Source organism: Ignavibacteriales bacterium (assembly GCA_026390815.1).
Classification (GTDB): domain Bacteria; phylum Bacteroidota; class Ignavibacteria; order Ignavibacteriales; family SURF-24; genus JAPLFH01.
This window is the reverse complement of record JAPLFH010000026.1, coordinates 1-16,257: the sequence shown is the minus strand read 5'-3', so window position 1 is coordinate 16,257 and position 16,257 is coordinate 1. Positions and strand designations below refer to the sequence as shown.

General features: G+C 34.1%; 12 protein-coding genes. 11 read left to right on the top strand and 1 reads right to left on the bottom strand.

The features are described from left to right. Nucleotides 1-251 precede the first annotated feature (251 nt). The 8 genes from NTX22_08950 to NTX22_08915 all read left to right on the top strand — a co-directional run bounded on the left by NTX22_08950 (nucleotide 252) and on the right by NTX22_08915 (nucleotide 9,728). Complete coding sequence (locus NTX22_08950) at nucleotides 252-1,490, top strand: U32 family peptidase (GenBank protein MCX6150636.1); 1,239 nt, start codon at nucleotides 252-254, stop codon at nucleotides 1,488-1,490. Nucleotides 1,491-1,536: 46 nt separating this feature from the next. After that, nucleotides 1,537-3,552: a M1 family aminopeptidase gene (locus tag NTX22_08945; GenBank protein ID MCX6150635.1), complete on the top strand. Its 2,016-nt coding sequence runs from the start codon at nucleotides 1,537-1,539 to the stop codon at nucleotides 3,550-3,552. A 166-nt stretch (nucleotides 3,553-3,718) separates the two neighbouring features. Then, the gene (locus tag NTX22_08940) at nucleotides 3,719-5,407 is read left to right on the top strand and encodes a proline--tRNA ligase (GenBank protein ID MCX6150634.1); all 1,689 of its coding nucleotides are present in this window, start codon (nucleotides 3,719-3,721) and stop codon (nucleotides 5,405-5,407) included. A gap of 47 nt (nucleotides 5,408-5,454) precedes the next feature. Beyond that, the gene (locus tag NTX22_08935) at nucleotides 5,455-5,733 is read left to right on the top strand and encodes a hypothetical protein (GenBank protein MCX6150633.1); all 279 of its coding nucleotides are present in this window, start codon (nucleotides 5,455-5,457) and stop codon (nucleotides 5,731-5,733) included. Further along, a complete protein-coding gene (gene rsmI, locus NTX22_08930; protein MCX6150632.1) occupies nucleotides 5,730-6,428 on the top strand; it encodes a 16S rRNA (cytidine(1402)-2'-O)-methyltransferase in 699 nt (232 codons plus the stop codon). Before NTX22_08935 ends, rsmI begins: the two co-directional genes overlap by 4 nt. 167 nt (nucleotides 6,429-6,595) lie before the next feature. After that, complete coding sequence (locus NTX22_08925; protein MCX6150631.1) at nucleotides 6,596-7,141, top strand: NifU family protein; 546 nt, start codon at nucleotides 6,596-6,598, stop codon at nucleotides 7,139-7,141. 114 nt (nucleotides 7,142-7,255) lie between these two features. Next, entirely contained in the window at nucleotides 7,256-7,984 is a 729-nt protein-coding gene (locus tag NTX22_08920) for an ABC transporter ATP-binding protein (GenBank protein MCX6150630.1), read from the top strand. An 85-nt stretch (nucleotides 7,985-8,069) separates the two neighbouring features. Further along, a complete protein-coding gene (locus NTX22_08915; GenBank protein MCX6150629.1) occupies nucleotides 8,070-9,728 on the top strand; it encodes a hypothetical protein in 1,659 nt (552 codons plus the stop codon). Nucleotides 9,729-9,791: 63 nt separating this feature from the next. Here the strand turns inward: NTX22_08915 and NTX22_08910 are convergent, their stop codons facing one another. Beyond that, nucleotides 9,792-10,073, bottom strand: coding sequence for a hypothetical protein (locus tag NTX22_08910; GenBank protein ID MCX6150628.1), 282 nt, complete (start codon nucleotides 10,071-10,073; stop codon nucleotides 9,792-9,794). A gap of 730 nt (nucleotides 10,074-10,803) precedes the next feature. On the opposite strand from NTX22_08910, the gene NTX22_08905 reads away from it, so the two are divergent. From NTX22_08905 to NTX22_08895, 3 genes are all read left to right on the top strand, one after another. Further along, nucleotides 10,804-12,138, top strand: a complete 1,335-nt coding sequence (locus NTX22_08905; GenBank protein ID MCX6150627.1) for a hypothetical protein — start codon at nucleotides 10,804-10,806, stop codon at nucleotides 12,136-12,138. A gap of 28 nt (nucleotides 12,139-12,166) precedes the next feature. Then, nucleotides 12,167-13,207, top strand: coding sequence for a hypothetical protein (locus NTX22_08900; protein ID MCX6150626.1), 1,041 nt, complete (start codon nucleotides 12,167-12,169; stop codon nucleotides 13,205-13,207). 203 nt (nucleotides 13,208-13,410) lie between these two features. Continuing rightward, nucleotides 13,411-16,257: hypothetical protein (locus NTX22_08895; GenBank protein ID MCX6150625.1), on the top strand; the 2,847-nt coding region annotated here is incomplete at its 3' end.

Here is a 16,257-nt window from a genome sequence, read left to right as displayed (position 1 = left end):
ACAGATGAAATAATAATGCAGTATATAGAAAATCAAGAATTGGAACGAGAGGATGGAGATTTTAAGATTTCAGAATAAACCTTTAGTCGTCCTTTAGACGAAAACGAAGCTACCGCCTTCGTAGGCGGTAGTAATTCACTTGTAATTTGATTTTTGTTATTTGGATTTTGTTATTTGGTGCTTTATTGGTTGCCTGTTATTTCTCCCAAATTACAGTTAAATTTATAACAAAATTATTGAAAGAAACAGGAATGAAAAAACCCGAATTGATGGCACCAGCCGGTGATTGGACAATGCTTACAACTGCTGTTAATAGCGGTGCAGATGCTGTGTACTTTGGAACCGATAAATTAAACATGCGCGCAAAAGCCAAGAATTTCACTTCAAGTGATTTAGTTGACATTGCAAAATACTGCAAGGAAAACAATGTTAAAACTTATCTAACATTAAACTCAATTGTTTTTGAAGAAGAGCTGGTCGAGCTGGACGAAATTATTCAACTTGCTAAAAGTGCTGGAATTGATATGGTTATCTGCTGGGATTTATCCGTTATCCAAAAGTGTATTGAATACAAAATGCCATTTGCCATTTCAACTCAGGCTTCAATTTCAAATTCGGCAGCAGCAAATTTCTACAAAAATTTAGGCGCAAAAAGAATTGTGCTGGCAAGAGAATCATCACTTAAAGAAATAAAAAAAATCAGAGCTAGCACCGATCTGGAAATTGAAGCATTTGTTCACGGTGCTATGTGCATTGCTGTAAGCGGCAGATGTTTTATGAGTCATCATCTGTTTGGAAAGAGCGCCAACAGGGGCGAGTGCATCCAGCCCTGCCGCCGTGAATATGTAGTCTATGATAAGGAAATTGATAAATCAATGATCATTGGTGAAGATTATATACTTTCTCCAAAAGATCTTTGTACAATAGAGTTTCTTGATAAGTTGATTGAAGCAGGAATCGATTCTTTCAAAATTGAAGGAAGAAAAAGAAGTCCCGAGTATGTTGCCAAAGTAGTTTCTGTTTACAGGAAAGCGATTGATCTTTATTTTTGTCAAAGGCATGGATCCCCAGAAAACAAATTAACAGAAGAAATTAAAAAAGAATTTCTTGAAGAATTAAAGAAAGTTTATAACCGGGGATTTTCTTCCGGATTTTATTTTAACATTCCAAGTTCGGAAGAATATACGCTAACCGATGGCAGCATAGCGACAACCAGAAAAGAGTACGTGGGCAAAGTGATCAATTATTTTAAGCAGCCTAAAGCAGCATTCATACAAATTGAATCCGGCAAGTTGGAAATTGGAAACGACATTATAATCATAGGAAAAACTTCCGGTGTTATTGAAATTAAACTTGACCGAATTCTTGATGAAGAAATAGAAATTACTGAAGCTGAAAAGGGAAGAAGAGTTACCTTTATTTGCGAACAGCAGGTTAGACCGCACGATATGGTTTACAAGGTGGTAAAAGTTCATCAGGAATCGACTTAATTTTATTTTTGTAGTTAAAATAATAAACCGGTAATTTATTTAGGTTATGAAATTTAGTACAAAATGCATTTGGTTACTTCTTCCTTTTGTGTTGCAATCTATTCTATATCCTCAGATTACCGAATACTTGCAATATAAATTACAAAATATGCCCAGCCACGATTTTTCAATAGTTTCAAAATCATTATATCAACCTTATGATGTAATTAATTATAAAATTGATTTAGATGTTACTGAATCATTCAAAACAAACAAACCTGTATTTGGGGGTGTAACAGATATAAGAATAAAAATTAATTATGTTGGTTTGGACAGCATAAGAATAAATGCAGTTAATCTACAAGTTGACTCTATCAATTTAAATCAAACAAAAACAAGCTATGCATACAATAATAATTATATAGCGCTGCCAGTAACAGGCAATATTTGGGCTGATACGATAAATATTAAAATATACTACAATCACACAACTTTGAGTAAAGCATATACAGGATATTTTTTTAATCCACAATCTGCTAATAATGAAGTTCCAACTGCTTATACTTTCTCAACACCGTCTGATACAAGGTATTGGTTGCCCTGTAAGGATGAACCAGGCGATAAAGCAACAGTTGAAATGATTCTGAAAGTACCACCGGATTATTTTGCGGTTTCAAACGGTACTCTGCAAAGTATTATAAATAATTCAGATGGTACTAAAACGTTTAAATGGCGGGAAGACTATCCTTTAAAAGTAAATACTATTGCTTTTAGTATATCACAATATTCCTCTATTAAATGTTTGTTAGAAGTAGATTCCAGCTTAAATAGAAATATTGCAATTGACTATTATATGTGGCAAAAGGATTCTTTAAACATTTTAAATAACTTAGAATGCCAGTATACGAATGCAAAGCGAATAATTGATTTCTATTCAAATATTTTTGTGAAATATCCATTTGATATTTACAGTTTGGTTTCGATGAACAAGTTTCAGGCTGTTGGGATGTCAAATCAAACTTTCACACAATTGTCTAGAGAACAATTTTTTAATTGCGACACAACATTTATAATGGCACATGAAATAGCTCATCAATGGTGGGGTAATTTTGTAAGTGCCGCTGATTGGAAAGATGTTTGGCTTAATGAGGCTTTTGCTGATTATGCATCTTATCTATATCTAAGTGCTGTTTTAAATAAAAATTTATTTCGGGACATTAACATACAGCCTGAACACCTAAATGATTTTTCGGGTAAATTATATGACCCGCCATATCCTTACTATACATTAGCAATATATACCAAGGGTTCCATCGTACTATCAATGCTAAAAGCTGTTACGGGTGATGTTGTTTTTAACAATATTATAAATGATATTTTTAATACTTTTAGTTACGGCAATTATTCTACAGAAGATTTTCTTTCAATTGTCAATAATAGAACCGGCTCAAACCATCAATGGTTTTTTGATCAATGGATTTATGATACAGGTTATCCTGTTTACATTGTAAACTGGAGCAGTGACAAAGGAAATGGTAATTATATTGTCAATCTAAATATTACCCAAGTTCAAACAAACCGCTCTGTTTTTACTATGCCCATCGAATTAACATTTAGCACTGCTTCGGGAGATACTGTAATAAAAGTTTTTAATGATTTGCGGGAGCAATCCTTCTTTTTCAAATTTAACAATGAACCAACTCAGTTCTCTTTCGATAAGAACAATTTAATTCCTTTAAAGGAAGTTCAGGTCATATCCGATGTTGCCAAAATGGATATTGCGTATCGTGATTATTTCTTATTTCAGAATTATCCAAACCCTTTTAATCCAAGTACAACAATAAAATATGTTCTTCCAAAATCATCATCTGTTGAATTAAAAATTTATGATTTGATGGGCAGGGAAATTAGAACATTGGTTTCAGATATTATTTCAGATGGATACAAAGAAATTGTGTGGGATGGTAGGAATTGTTCTGGAGAACAGGTTTCAAGTGGAATTTACCTTTACCGTCTTTCTGCAAAATCTTTGGAGGATGGAAAGACCTTTGAAAAATCCGCCAAATTAGTTTTTATGAAATAGTTTATTTAATTCAAAAAGGTCGTGTCAAATTCATCGCTTTTTTAAATCGGTTAAAATCCAATAACAAATAAACCAACTCAAATTATATATTATAGTAATTACATTCTTTTGAATTAGCCTCTCATTTCATTATTTTTGACATCATTTTCAATAAAAATCTGGTATTATGAAACTTAGTAAATCTTTTATTCCAACACTTAAAGAAGTGCCTAACGATGCTGTAATTCCAAGCCACATTTTAATGCTTAGGACCGGAATGGTAAGAATGGTTGCGGCTGGAATTTATTCTTTTTTACCACTTGGTTACAAAGTAGTTAAAAAAGTTTCTGAAATTATTCGTGAGGAAATGGACGCAATCGGCGGACAGGAATTTCATCTGCCGGCGCTAAGTCCAATTGAAATTTGGCAGCAGACAAACCGTGTTGAATCTTTTGGCGATATTTTATTTCATATTAAAAACAGAGATTATGTTTTAGCTCCTACACACGAAGAAATTATGACTTTCCATGCCAAAGGAGTTTTGAAATCATACAAAGATTTACCGCAGATTTGGTATCAGATACAAACTAAGTTCAGAAACGAACCGCGCCCAAAGAGCGGTGTAATCCGTGGAAGACAATTTTTGATGAAAGATGCTTACTCGTTTGATACTACCCAGGAAGGATTAAATGAATCGTATAACAAGCACGATAAGGCATACAGAAAAATTTTCGATAGATGCGGAATAAAATATTTTGTTGTGGGTGCATCAAGCGGAGCGATGGGCGGCAGCGGCTCCGAAGAGTTTATGGTTAAGTCAGAAGCCGGCGAAGATACAGTTGCCTACTGCGAAAGCTGTGGTTATGCGGCTAATGTTGAGGTGGCAAATTCAAAAGTTGATGCTGCACCAAGATATTCTGAAAGTAAACGGGTTGAAGACATTTACACACCAAATGTTAAAAGTATAGATGAGCTTTGCGCGTTCTTAAAAATTGATGAAACCCAATGCGCAAAGTCGAGAGTTTATATTCACAATGAAAAACCGGTTTTGGTTTTAATGCTTGGTAATGATGAAGTGAACGAAACCAAACTTACAGCAATACTTGGTGGTACGGTTCGCCCCGCCCATCCGGAAGAGCTGAAAGAAATCACCGGTGCAGATGCTGGTTCGATTGGTCCAATTGAATTTAAACATCAGATTATTGCTGATCTAAGATTGAAAGAAGCAAATAATCTTTTCAGCGGAGCGAATAAAAATGATTACCACATTGGTGGAATAGACATGGTACGCGATGTACCAGGATGCAAATATTTTGATTTACGTATTGTTGAAGCTGGAGAAACTTGTACGCGCTGCAATTCAAAGCTGGATGTTTTCAAAGCGATTGAACTTGGACATATTTTTAAACTCGGGACAAAATATACAGTAGCTCTTGGAGCAATGTTCACTAATGAAAATGGTGAAGAGCATCCAATAATTATGGGAAGTTATGGAATCGGACTTGAACGGGTTATAGCTTGTTATATAGAACAGAATTATGATGAAAAAGGAATTATCTGGAATAAACTGCTGGCGCCATTCCAGATTCATTTGGTTGCATTGAATATGAAAAATGCGAGTGTTGTTGAAGCTTCAGAAAAAATATACGGTGATATCAAATCGCTTGGCTATGATGTTTTGTTTGATGACAGGTCTGATGCTTCTGCAGGATTCAAATTTAATGATGCTGATCTTTTAGGAATGCCAGTTCAGATTATTGTTGGAGAAAAAGGTTTGAAAGAACAGATGATTGAATTAAAAGTCCGTAAAACCGGAGAAAGAAGTAAGATCCCAATTGATAATCTCCAAACTAAACTGAAGGAGCTATTAAAATAAAATTCAATTTTGCAATCATGTAATCTTGCAATTTTGTAATAAAATATATGAATGATATTTACATCTATTCCGAAGAAAATCTTTTAGAACAGCTTAAGCGTACAGATTACAATCTTGGATTTTATCGTGTTAAGTTCTATACAAAAAACGGGCAGCTTGTGTCTGAAGAAACAGCAACAATTTCTGATTTCTATCTCTATCCAAGCGGCGGTACTTTACGCGATGAGAATATGAATATTGTTTTATACAACTCTAAATTTGATACTTACAGAGGATTCAAAGCCCCCTCTAACTCCCCCCAAGGGGAAGCGGAAGGGACTGTATGACGGGCAAACTCTATCTTGTTTCAACTCCAATTGGCAACTATGGCGATATTACGCTTCGTGCAATAGAAACGCTTAAATCGGTTAACTTCATCATCTGCGAAGAGTTTAGGGAAGCGCGTAGACTTTTATCCCATTATAAAATTGAAAAGGAATTAGTTTCTTTAAACGAACATAATGAAAAAGAATCGGCGGAGGAAATTATTCCAAGACTTTTGGATGGAGAATCCGCCGCACTTATTTCTGATTGCGGAACGCCGCTGTTCTCAGATCCGGGTCATCATTTAGTGGATTTGTGTCTTGGTTATAGAATTGATGTTGTGCCTGTGCCGGGTGTTAATTCGCTTTTACCGGCAATTACAGTATCGGGACTTTCAATCGAAAAATTTTATTACTACGGATGGCTTTCTCCCAAAAAAGATGAACGCCGGCTGGAATTGTTCAAACTGAAAAATATAAACGAGGTTCTTATTCTTCTTGATACACCGTACCGATTAAAAACATTGCTTTCAGATATTGCCAAAACATTTAATCCTAATACTGTAGTTGTTCTTGCTTTTGAGTTGACAAAGGAAACGGAAAAATTTTTTAGAGGAACTGTTGCCGATGTTTTAGAGCTAGCAGAAAAGCAAAACTTAAAAGGAGAATTTGTTCTGATTATTGATAACCGGAATTCAGGTAGAAGCCGCCGGGAATAGTTTTATCTTAAAAATCTTCAAGTTTTGATAAAACGGAATTTGTTGAGTAAAGAAGGATTGAATTTTCATTGTGAAAGTACGGTTAATTGTATTGTAGATGTAAAATCATCCTATTATTTTTATAGAAAGAATTTTTGAAAGAGCAAGTGTGATTAATTGGAGGTACAATGTTACGAGTTCAGGATGTTGATTTAACGCCCAATCCCCAGGCGCTAAAATTTATTTTAAATGAGAAACTTTTGAAAAGTGAAACGCGTCATTATAAGAATAAAGAAGCTGCTCAAAACGATCCTTTAGCCAAAGGAATTTTTGAAATAAATGGTGTGGAATCAGTTTTTTACATGGATAAATTTGTTACTGTCGAAAAAAATGCAAGTCTTGATTGGGGAAAAATTCAAAGACCATTTATTGAGTTCATTCAAGGTTTCGATAAATCTTTGATTCCTGAAGAAAAAGAAATTGAAAAACCAGGGACCGTAGAAGAAGGTGAACTGCTTAAAAAAATTAATTCATTTTTAGATCAACGCGTTCGCCCCGCTTTGGCGGGAGATGGTGGTGGACTTGAAGTACTTGGAATTGATGGCTACACTCTTATGATTCGTTACCAGGGAGCCTGCGGTTCTTGCCCAAGTTCAATCAGCGGTACACTTTCTGCAATTGAAAATTTATTGCGTAGAGAAATCCATCCATCTATTGAAGTACTGCCTGGGTAATCCTTTTTGGTAATGACATATTCTCAAAATATGTCATTACTGTTTTCCTGAACAATTAGTTTATTTCCTTCCCCAACTATATTTTTGCATTTAATAATTATTGGATCTCTTCAAATGATCAACCTTATTAATGTTAGCAAGAGCTATAACGGAAAAGTAAAAGCCGTTGATGATTTATCCATCAACATTCCGGATGGTGAGATTGTTGGTTTTTTGGGACCAAATGGAGCCGGAAAAACCACAACTATTAAACTTATTACCGGTATTCTTAATCCTGATGGTGGACAAATAAAATTAAATGGAATTGACATCAAAGTAAAACCGCTTGAGGCAAAGAGCTTGATTGGTTTTGTTCCGGATAGCCCCGATATGTTTTTGCGTCTGAAGGGTATAGAGTATTTAAACTTTATGGCTGATATGTATGATGTTTCTACTCAGGAGCGTAAGAAAAAAATTGAGGAGTTTGCTGGCAAGTTTGAAATGACACAATCGTTGAATGATAAAATTCAAAGTTACTCACATGGTATGAGGCAGAAAATTGTTGTAATTGGTGTATTAATTCACGATCCGCAAATTTGGATTCTTGATGAACCAATGATGGGGCTTGATCCAAAATCCTCTTTTACTTTAAAGGAAATCCTGCGGGAATACGCACAGAAGAATAGAACTGTTTTTTTCTCCACTCATGTTCTTGAAGTTGCGGAAAAGATCTGCGATAGAGTTGCGGTTATTAACAAAGGAAAACTTCTTTTCTTTGGAACGATTGATAAAATGCGAGAACATTTTAAAGTTGATGAATCTTTAGAAAAAATGTTTTTGGAGTTGACTGAGAATGCGGAATGATCAGCGAGGAACTTTTGCCAAACCAGTTAAAGAGATAGAACACGGATTACGCGGATTAAACTGATAAGTGCGGATAAAAAGGATTATGAGAAAATTTATTTCACTCACCAAAATATTACTTAAAAACAGTTGGTCAACCTTTGGCTCAGGCAAGAAACCAAATAAAAAAAACATTTTATATTTGATTCTTATTGTGATAAGTGTTTTACCAATGGTAATTGGAATTGGTACTTCAACCGCAACCATGTACGATCTGTTTTTTCCAATTCATCAGGAAGGTGTGCTGCTGGCAACCGGATTTACTTCAATCAGTGTATTAATTCTTGTGTTTGGAATTTTTTATGTCATTAACATTTTTTATTTCGCGCAGGATATTGATAAACTTTTACCTCTTCCTTTAAGACCAGCACAAATAATATCAGCAAAGTTTTGTGTTACTCTTATTTATGAATATTTAACTGTTGCAATGTTTCTTCTTCCATTAATAATTGCATTTGGAATTAAAAGCTCCGGTGGATTGCTTTATTATTTACACAGTTTTCTTCTTCTTCTCTCAGTTCCGATTATCCCACTAATCATTGCGGCAGTAATTGTTATGTTCATAATGCAATTCTCTAATCTTACAAAAAAGAAAGATCAGTTTAGAATTGTTGCGGCAATTATCGGAATCGGGCTTGTACTTATTTTAAATTATTTTATAACCAATTATTTGAATGTGTCGGATCATCCGGAGAAAGCGCTCAATCTGTTAACAAGTGGAAATAACACATTTGCTGATATTGTGGCTAAAATATTTCCGACTGTAAAGATGGCAACAAAAACGCTGCTTTATTGTTCAAGCACAGAAGGTTTCCTTTCACTTGTTTCTTTTTTTGCAATTAATTCAATCTTTGTTATAGCATTTTTATTTATTGGGGAATCGATGTACTTGAAGGGAGCAGTTGGAGGATCAGAAGTTTATTCGGAAAAAAAATCCCCCAAAAGTAACCAATTATTAAAAACATCTCTAAAAAATTCCTTTATTAAATCTTACACTTTAAAGGAAATAAAAATTCTGTTCCGTACGCCAGCATTCTTTATTAACTGCGTGCTGGTTAACTTTATGTGGCCAATACTTTTATTCATTGGATATTCAGGAGTAGATGGCGGCGGTTTGGGTGGTATACGCTCGTTGCTTGAAGCGAACAGATCAGATAACATAATAATAGCTGCGTCATTGTTGGTTGGTTTATTTATCTCTGCTTCAAATGGAATTACAGCTTCCGCAGTCTCCCGAGAAGGGAGCACTTTCTTTGTGAATAAATATTTACCATTAGCTTATAAAAACCAAATCATTGGTAAATTATTTTCCGGAATTATTATTAGCAGTATTGGACTTTTCTTAATAGCTGTTACGGCGGGAGTAATTCTAAAATTATCTTTTTTAATCATTCTGCTTTCAATCGCAATATCTTTTCTGGGAATTTTATTTACATCTTTTCTTGGACTTTTGCTTGATTTGAATTTCCCGAAACTCATTTGGGATAATGAATATAAACCGATAAAGCAGAATATGAATGTTGTAATAAATATTTTGGCAAGTACAATTTTAGGTGTTATCGTTGTTTATTCTGCTATTAAAATTGATGTCGGGCTGATTTCAGAAATTGTTATAATTTTACTTCTTCTAGGAATATTGGATTTGTTTTTATATAATCGATTGATGACAAAAGGAGCAGTGCTTATAAGAGAATTAGAAATATAAAGAATTACAATCAGGAATGAATATTTTAATTGTTCGTTTAAATTGTTGAAGAATTTTTAGTAATTAATCTCGTTTGCCAATTATTACCATTCCAATTTCATTCAGCCTTTTTCTAAAAGTTGGGATAATTAAAATCGCTTTTTTTAATGTATCTCCCTTTACCTGGGATGAAAGATATTTTGCCAGTTCAATACTCCAATGATTTGTTTCTGCTAATTCCTTGTAAGAAGGAACGTATATATCGTCATGTTGACGGAAATATTTTCTATATTCGCTTAATTCTCTTTTTAGACGGATGAAGTATAAAAGCACTGCCCAACTGCTGAAAATTATTATAATTTCCATTTCTAACCTTATATCTTATATAATATTATTAACGTAAATAAGTTAAAAATAAGTTCCATCTAAAATGAGATGAATCGCACAGGTGTGGTGTCAGATGTGAAACGTCAACCGTGAGACGGTGAATATTGAATAATTGATCTAATTTCCTTTTGACTTCTGATGTAACACTACTGTGTTTAGATAAATATTCATAAACAGCGCTTATCAAAATCCTGCCGATAATAATTCTTACAAAACAATTCCCCGGTCCATTTTTTCCCTATGGAGAATTTTAGAATAGTACAATTGGTTATAAAGGCACAGAGGTTCTTACTTAAAAGCCTAACCGCTTAAAAAAGGAAAAAGTCAATAGTACGGAGAAGTCTAAAGAGAAAAATATTTTTCACAATAAATCCTCTTTACAATACTTAACAGAGCTACTATAAAAAGTGATAGCCTAAAAATATCTTTAACGGTTCACTTCCAGGCTAAATTAAAGCGGTCATTTTAACCTGTAAATGCTACTTAAATTGAGTAATAAATTTGTAAAACATTTAATTGTGCTATAAAAATTCTTTCGCACAATTTTTGTTAATCATTATATGGTTTGAAAAATACTATTCTGGAACATCTGAGGAATTGTTCAATTGTGGCGGTTAAAAATCTTCAACTACATTCTACTTTCTTCCATATAAATTTGTTAATATTTCTTTGGATTAAAATTAAAGTATAACCAAAGAGGAAAATAAAAATGAAAAAGAAAACTTTTATGCTTATGGTGAAAAATAAAATTATGAGCATACTGCTTTTATTTTTAATTACTGCAATGCTAAGCTGTAATACAACAGAACCTGATGGGACAAAAACCATTTCCTTATCTATTGAAGATGTATCCTGCACAGAAGCGTGGCTGAAGATAAGCGGAGCAGCGGGCAGCAGCCTTATACTTAAGCGAGATGATAAAGAAGTAAAAAGTTTTTTATTAAACACAGCGGATACAACCATAGTAGATGATTCCCTTCTGCCAAACAAAAGCTATGCTTACCAAGCATTAATAAAAACCAGTGGTGTTATAACGGGAGGCAGCCCAAAGGCAACAGCAACTACATTGGATACTACCAGCCATAACTTTACCTGGCAAACTTTTACCTTTGGCGATGAAACAAGTGTGCTTTTTGATGTTGCTATTATAGATGAAAATAATATCTGGGCTGTAGGTGAAATTTATCTTAAAGATTCACTTGGTAATCCTGATCCCACTTTTTACAATCTTGCCAAATGGAATGGAGTTGCTTGGAAGTTTGAAAAAGTTTATTACTTTTATCAGGGAAATCCATCACTTGCTCATTTGAAATCAATATTTGTTTTTAATGATAAAGATATTTTGATAGGAGGTTTTATTCATTGGACTGGTAATGGTCTTGAATCAATTCCTCTAAATATATCGTTTCCATCTGATGCCAACAAAATATGGGGCAAAAGTAGTAAGGATTTCTATATAGTCGGAAACAGTGGAAATATTGCCCATTATCAAAATGGGAGCTGGCAAAAAATAGAAAGCGGAACAACCTCAGATTTATTAGATATTTATGGAGATGAGCAAAATATCTTTATTGCTGGTTATAGAGATTTTAAACCATCGGTTTTATTAAAAAGTAAAGATGGAGCCTTCCAAAAAATAATCGAAGAAGAAAACAACCTTTTCAACTACAGGTCAGATTTTATTTCAGGTGCTATCAAAAGTGTTTGGTTAAAGAATAAGAAACTTTTTACTCTTACCTGGTTTGATTTATATCGTTCTGAAATAAAGACAGATGGAACCGCACAAGCAATATGGAAAGGGAATATCCAGGATTGGGGAATGGTAGGCGTAAGAGGAAATGATGTAAATGATATTATTGCTTGCGGAGCATTTGGAAGAGTTTGGCATTATAGCGGAATAACCTGGCAGCGATTTAATGAACTGGAAGACAATAGAGATTTATTATATAAAATTGAAATAAAAGGGAATATTTGTGTAGCTGTTGGCTACAGATATGAAAACGGGATTGAAAGGTATGGGCTTATCCATATTGGACGACGATAAAAATAAATACAAAATAAAAGGAATTCGTATGAAACAAAATATAATATCAAAGCTCATCCTACCATTGTTTTTATTAGTAGGATTAAGTTGCAGCGATGGACCTACAGACCCACACAAATATCCAATTAATCCTTACTTGAAAGAAATAAAGTTTTCGAATCCCAATAGAAGTGGAAATTTCTATATGGCAGTCTGGAGAGGAAACACAATATTTGCTATACAACCTTTTTCTCAATTTATTGTTGATAATGGTTATAATGTTGCAGAAGATAAAAGACTAGAGCCTGATACTACATCGCAACCATGGACTTATATAGATGCAAATAGTTTAGGTACAAAAATATTATTGGTTGAGGCTCATATTGGGGGCGTTTCAGCGGGCGCTCTTTATGAATATGATGTATTAACCAAACAACTTCAATTAATTTATGATAATAATTATAACGTTGCTAGCGCCCGTTATTATCCAAATGATGATAACAAAATTATTTATTATAAATATGGGGATAATACTATTAAAACTGCCGGGTATTATTTATACGATAAGATTACTAATAAAGACTCGTTATTATTCCCTTATTTATCAACAGCAGGTTGGTGGGAAACACTGCATGGATTCGATATTCATCCAAACGGTGACACACTTCTTATTCCTATCTCCCTTTGTGTTGGACAGCTTGATCATGCTAAGCCACCTAAGCTTGGAATCATTTCCCTTCAAAAGCAAAAGATTGATACACTTGATATCAGTTTCAATATTTCCTACATAAGAACAGGTTTGTGGTTAAGATATAATCATGATGGTTCAAAAATACTGTACTGCTGCTTTCCTGATAATGCATACGGATTTGTAACCAATGATAATAGTGAAGTTGGTATTATAGAATCTTCTACATTAACAAAAACAATACTTGATGTTAATACAAATGATGAATCGGAATATGGATCTGTACAATTAGCACCAAACTGGAGCCCGGATGAAAAAGCAATAGTTTTTGGAAGCAGTCAGGTTGCAGCTTCAGGTCAAGCTGGTTTCAGGCATCTTTATATTCTCTCAAAAATAAACTAATTATTAAACAGATTACAGGAGTGGAAAAGCTATAAATAAAACCTCATACAATGCGGTAACACTGTATGAGGTATAACGAAAACAAACAGGTAAGGCTTGCAACCTTTTATCATTCACACACAAGAAGTGCGTATGATGCGTCCTTTTAGTTTGCACCTAAAGATACAAATTTTATTAAATATTTTTTTGGGGGATTTTTTTATATGCAAAATTTATGCACTAAACTGTTCTTTTATATCTTCTTCATGCTTTTTTCATTTTCAAATATCTACAGCACAAATCTTAAGCTTAAAGAACTTCTGGATATAAAAGGAGTAACCATTAAAAGCTATAACAAAGTAAATGATGTTGCCGTTATAGAGTATATTGTGAGAGCAAAGGAAGCTTTTGATGGTATATTAAAAATAAGCGCTCCAAATTCTGTTTCTGATATTGATTTAAAATTAATTACAAAAAATATTAATCTTTCAAAACAGGGTTCTGAAGACAATACTGTTTCAATTAAACTTACTGACAGTGAAATATCCTATGTAAGTTTTGATATCTCAGTTCCAACTGCGCCGGAAGGTTATAAACAAAATTACTATCGTTACTTTAAAATTAAGAAAACAGACAACGATATATCTATACTTGATCCAAGAGAAAAATCAAATCTTAAGCCGAAAGAAGTTGGAAAAGATATTACTCTTGTTAGTGGGAATTCAAATCTTCTTTTATCGATGAATTATAATATCAACATTAGTGGTCGAATAATAATTGATCCTATTGGCGGAAATGGAAAAGGACTTTATGGAAACGGAGTTGCTTTATGGTTTAGAAATTCAAGTACCCCTGGTACTTGGTATCATCCAATAGCAACCCATCAAATAAATGTTAATTATGATATTTTGGATGAGCAGGGGAATTTTAATTTCAATTTTTCTTTTACTGGTGATTTAAGCGCTTATAATCAGGCTATTGTAATAGTTAACACAGCAAACGATGCCGCTTATCTTCCTGCACCTGCTGATGGATATATTTCCTGGGGTCCAAATGGTTATACAAATTATTTCAATGAATCACAAGGTGTTGTGGCAAATATAAACGGCAGCAGCAGCAATATAGTTGTTAATCAAAACGGTATAATAAACAAAGAAGATGGTTCTATACCTCGTTATTTGGAGTTAGCACGCGAATTCGTAATTCAGCGTTATGCAGGAAGTCTTCCATTCACAATTGCTCCTGTAAAAACTTATAACTCCAACCTACCATCCGGTATAGCCGGTCAGTTCAGTGTAGACTGGAACCTAAATGACGGCTGGTTTAATTATATTACTATCGATCCGGATTATTCTGAAATTTCTACTATTACCCATGAATATGGTCATTATATTCATTTAACGATGTGGAATAATGAAATGTTAAATTGGGCAACTAAAGATGAAAATTTAGCAGAAGGTTGGGCTATATTTTATTGTTTTGCTGCAAGAAATTACATTAATAAAATTTATGGTGATGACATTTATGTTGTACAATATAATGATGATAATACGGAATATGCGCCATTTAGACCAGGATTACGCTATGGTAACATTCGCTATGCTCAGGGTGGAGAACCAATGAAAGCAGCAATTAGTTGCTACCTCTGGGGCTTATACGATAGTTATAGTGGAGGCAATTTCGAAATTACAAATTATAATAATGGTGATAATGATGACCTTTCCGGTTATTCTAATACGGTCTTTGAATCAATGCGTAGTCTTTCCAATTCTTTTTTTAATACCATAACTAATTTTGAAAATGAATTTAAGATAAGAATTCCAACTGAATCCCGATCATCCGTGGTTGATGTAAATTTCTTTATGTTTTCTGATCTAACAAGTATTCCTTCTCATAAAATGAGATCATCCCAGATTACAAACCCTGCTTTATCCAATATTTCTCAAAGTCAAATGAGAATTTCTTGGACACCTCAAAACTATTCTAGTTATTACATAGAGATAAATTCACCATCAGAATATCGTATATATAAAAATGTTAGTGGTTCCTGGCAATCAGTAGCTTCTGCTCCATATGGCACTAATAATTCCGATATTACAATCTCTTCCGGACAATATAAATTTACTGCTTATAATTCGTCCGGTGATTCTTATGGTGCAATTGTAAAACAAATATTTACTGTTTCTTTACCCACAGCTCAATATATAGAAACGGGTTCAGGTGGTTCATATAAAGTAAATGGAACAAATATTGGATCTTCATGGAATGGGGGATATCTTGAAGGATCAAGCCCAATAACTTTAGAAGCAGTCCCGCCAACAGGATTCAGATTTTTGACTTGGAGCGATGGAAATACAACAAATCCAAGAACAATTACTCCTTCAGGTAATATGACTCTTTCGGCAACATTTAAAGCCCACCTTCTATCCGGAGTTACAACAGGTTTATCCACCACCAGCCAGCGTAAAATAGTAGCGGATAGTTATAACTATCTTCATATGGTTTATGAATCGATGGGCAGTATATGGTACTGCCGCAGCACTGATGCAGGCGCAACCTGGAGCGCTGAACAAAAAGTAAACATTGCAGGCAGTAATGCCAAGTGCCCTTCCATTGCCTGCTCCAATGATGGTCTTGATCTTATTTATATTACTTACCAAAGTGGTGGTGATCTTCCATCAATAGATTTAGCACAATATCAATTTGGTAGCCTTAGATGGAGAAACCTAGTAGATTATATAAGCTCTTACAGCTACAATGCTAATCCTGTTGTAACAGCATTAAACGGATACGCATTTGTTATTCATAAGCCCACCTCTACTTCTGCATTTACCGGAAAAGAATTTGCTATAAACACTAGCTATAATGTATCTGCTGTTTATAGCCGGGGTAATGTTCCTAACACAGATGCAAATAGTACAAGTCCTTCGCTTACAGTTTATGGTTCTGGTGGCGGTAAATATTATTTAGCTTATCAACAGGGAACAACTGAAGTTAAATATTTTGGCTGGGGAATAAATTCAGCATATGGTTCACAGGAGAGTGCTACAATATCAACCGGTAGCGGCGCA

Bases quoted from the DNA above. Each gene is read 5' to 3' on its own strand.
- NTX22_08950 (MCX6150636.1), top strand. From the start codon at position 252: ATGAAAAAACCCGAATTGATGGCACCAGCCGGTGATTGGACAATGCTT.
- NTX22_08945 (MCX6150635.1), top strand. From the start codon at position 1,537: ATGAAATTTAGTACAAAATGCATTTGGTTACTTCTTCCTTTTGTGTTG.
- NTX22_08940 (MCX6150634.1), top strand. From the start codon at position 3,719: ATGAAACTTAGTAAATCTTTTATTCCAACACTTAAAGAAGTGCCTAAC.
- NTX22_08935 (MCX6150633.1), top strand. From the start codon at position 5,455: ATGAATGATATTTACATCTATTCCGAAGAAAATCTTTTAGAACAGCTT.
- rsmI (MCX6150632.1), top strand. From the start codon at position 5,730: ATGACGGGCAAACTCTATCTTGTTTCAACTCCAATTGGCAACTATGGC.
- NTX22_08925 (MCX6150631.1), top strand. From the start codon at position 6,596: ATGTTACGAGTTCAGGATGTTGATTTAACGCCCAATCCCCAGGCGCTA.
- NTX22_08920 (MCX6150630.1), top strand. From the start codon at position 7,256: ATGATCAACCTTATTAATGTTAGCAAGAGCTATAACGGAAAAGTAAAA.
- NTX22_08915 (MCX6150629.1), top strand. From the start codon at position 8,070: ATGAGAAAATTTATTTCACTCACCAAAATATTACTTAAAAACAGTTGG.
- NTX22_08910 (MCX6150628.1), bottom strand. From the start codon at position 10,073: ATGGAAATTATAATAATTTTCAGCAGTTGGGCAGTGCTTTTATACTTC.
- NTX22_08905 (MCX6150627.1), top strand. From the start codon at position 10,804: ATGAAAAAGAAAACTTTTATGCTTATGGTGAAAAATAAAATTATGAGC.
- NTX22_08900 (MCX6150626.1), top strand. From the start codon at position 12,167: ATGAAACAAAATATAATATCAAAGCTCATCCTACCATTGTTTTTATTA.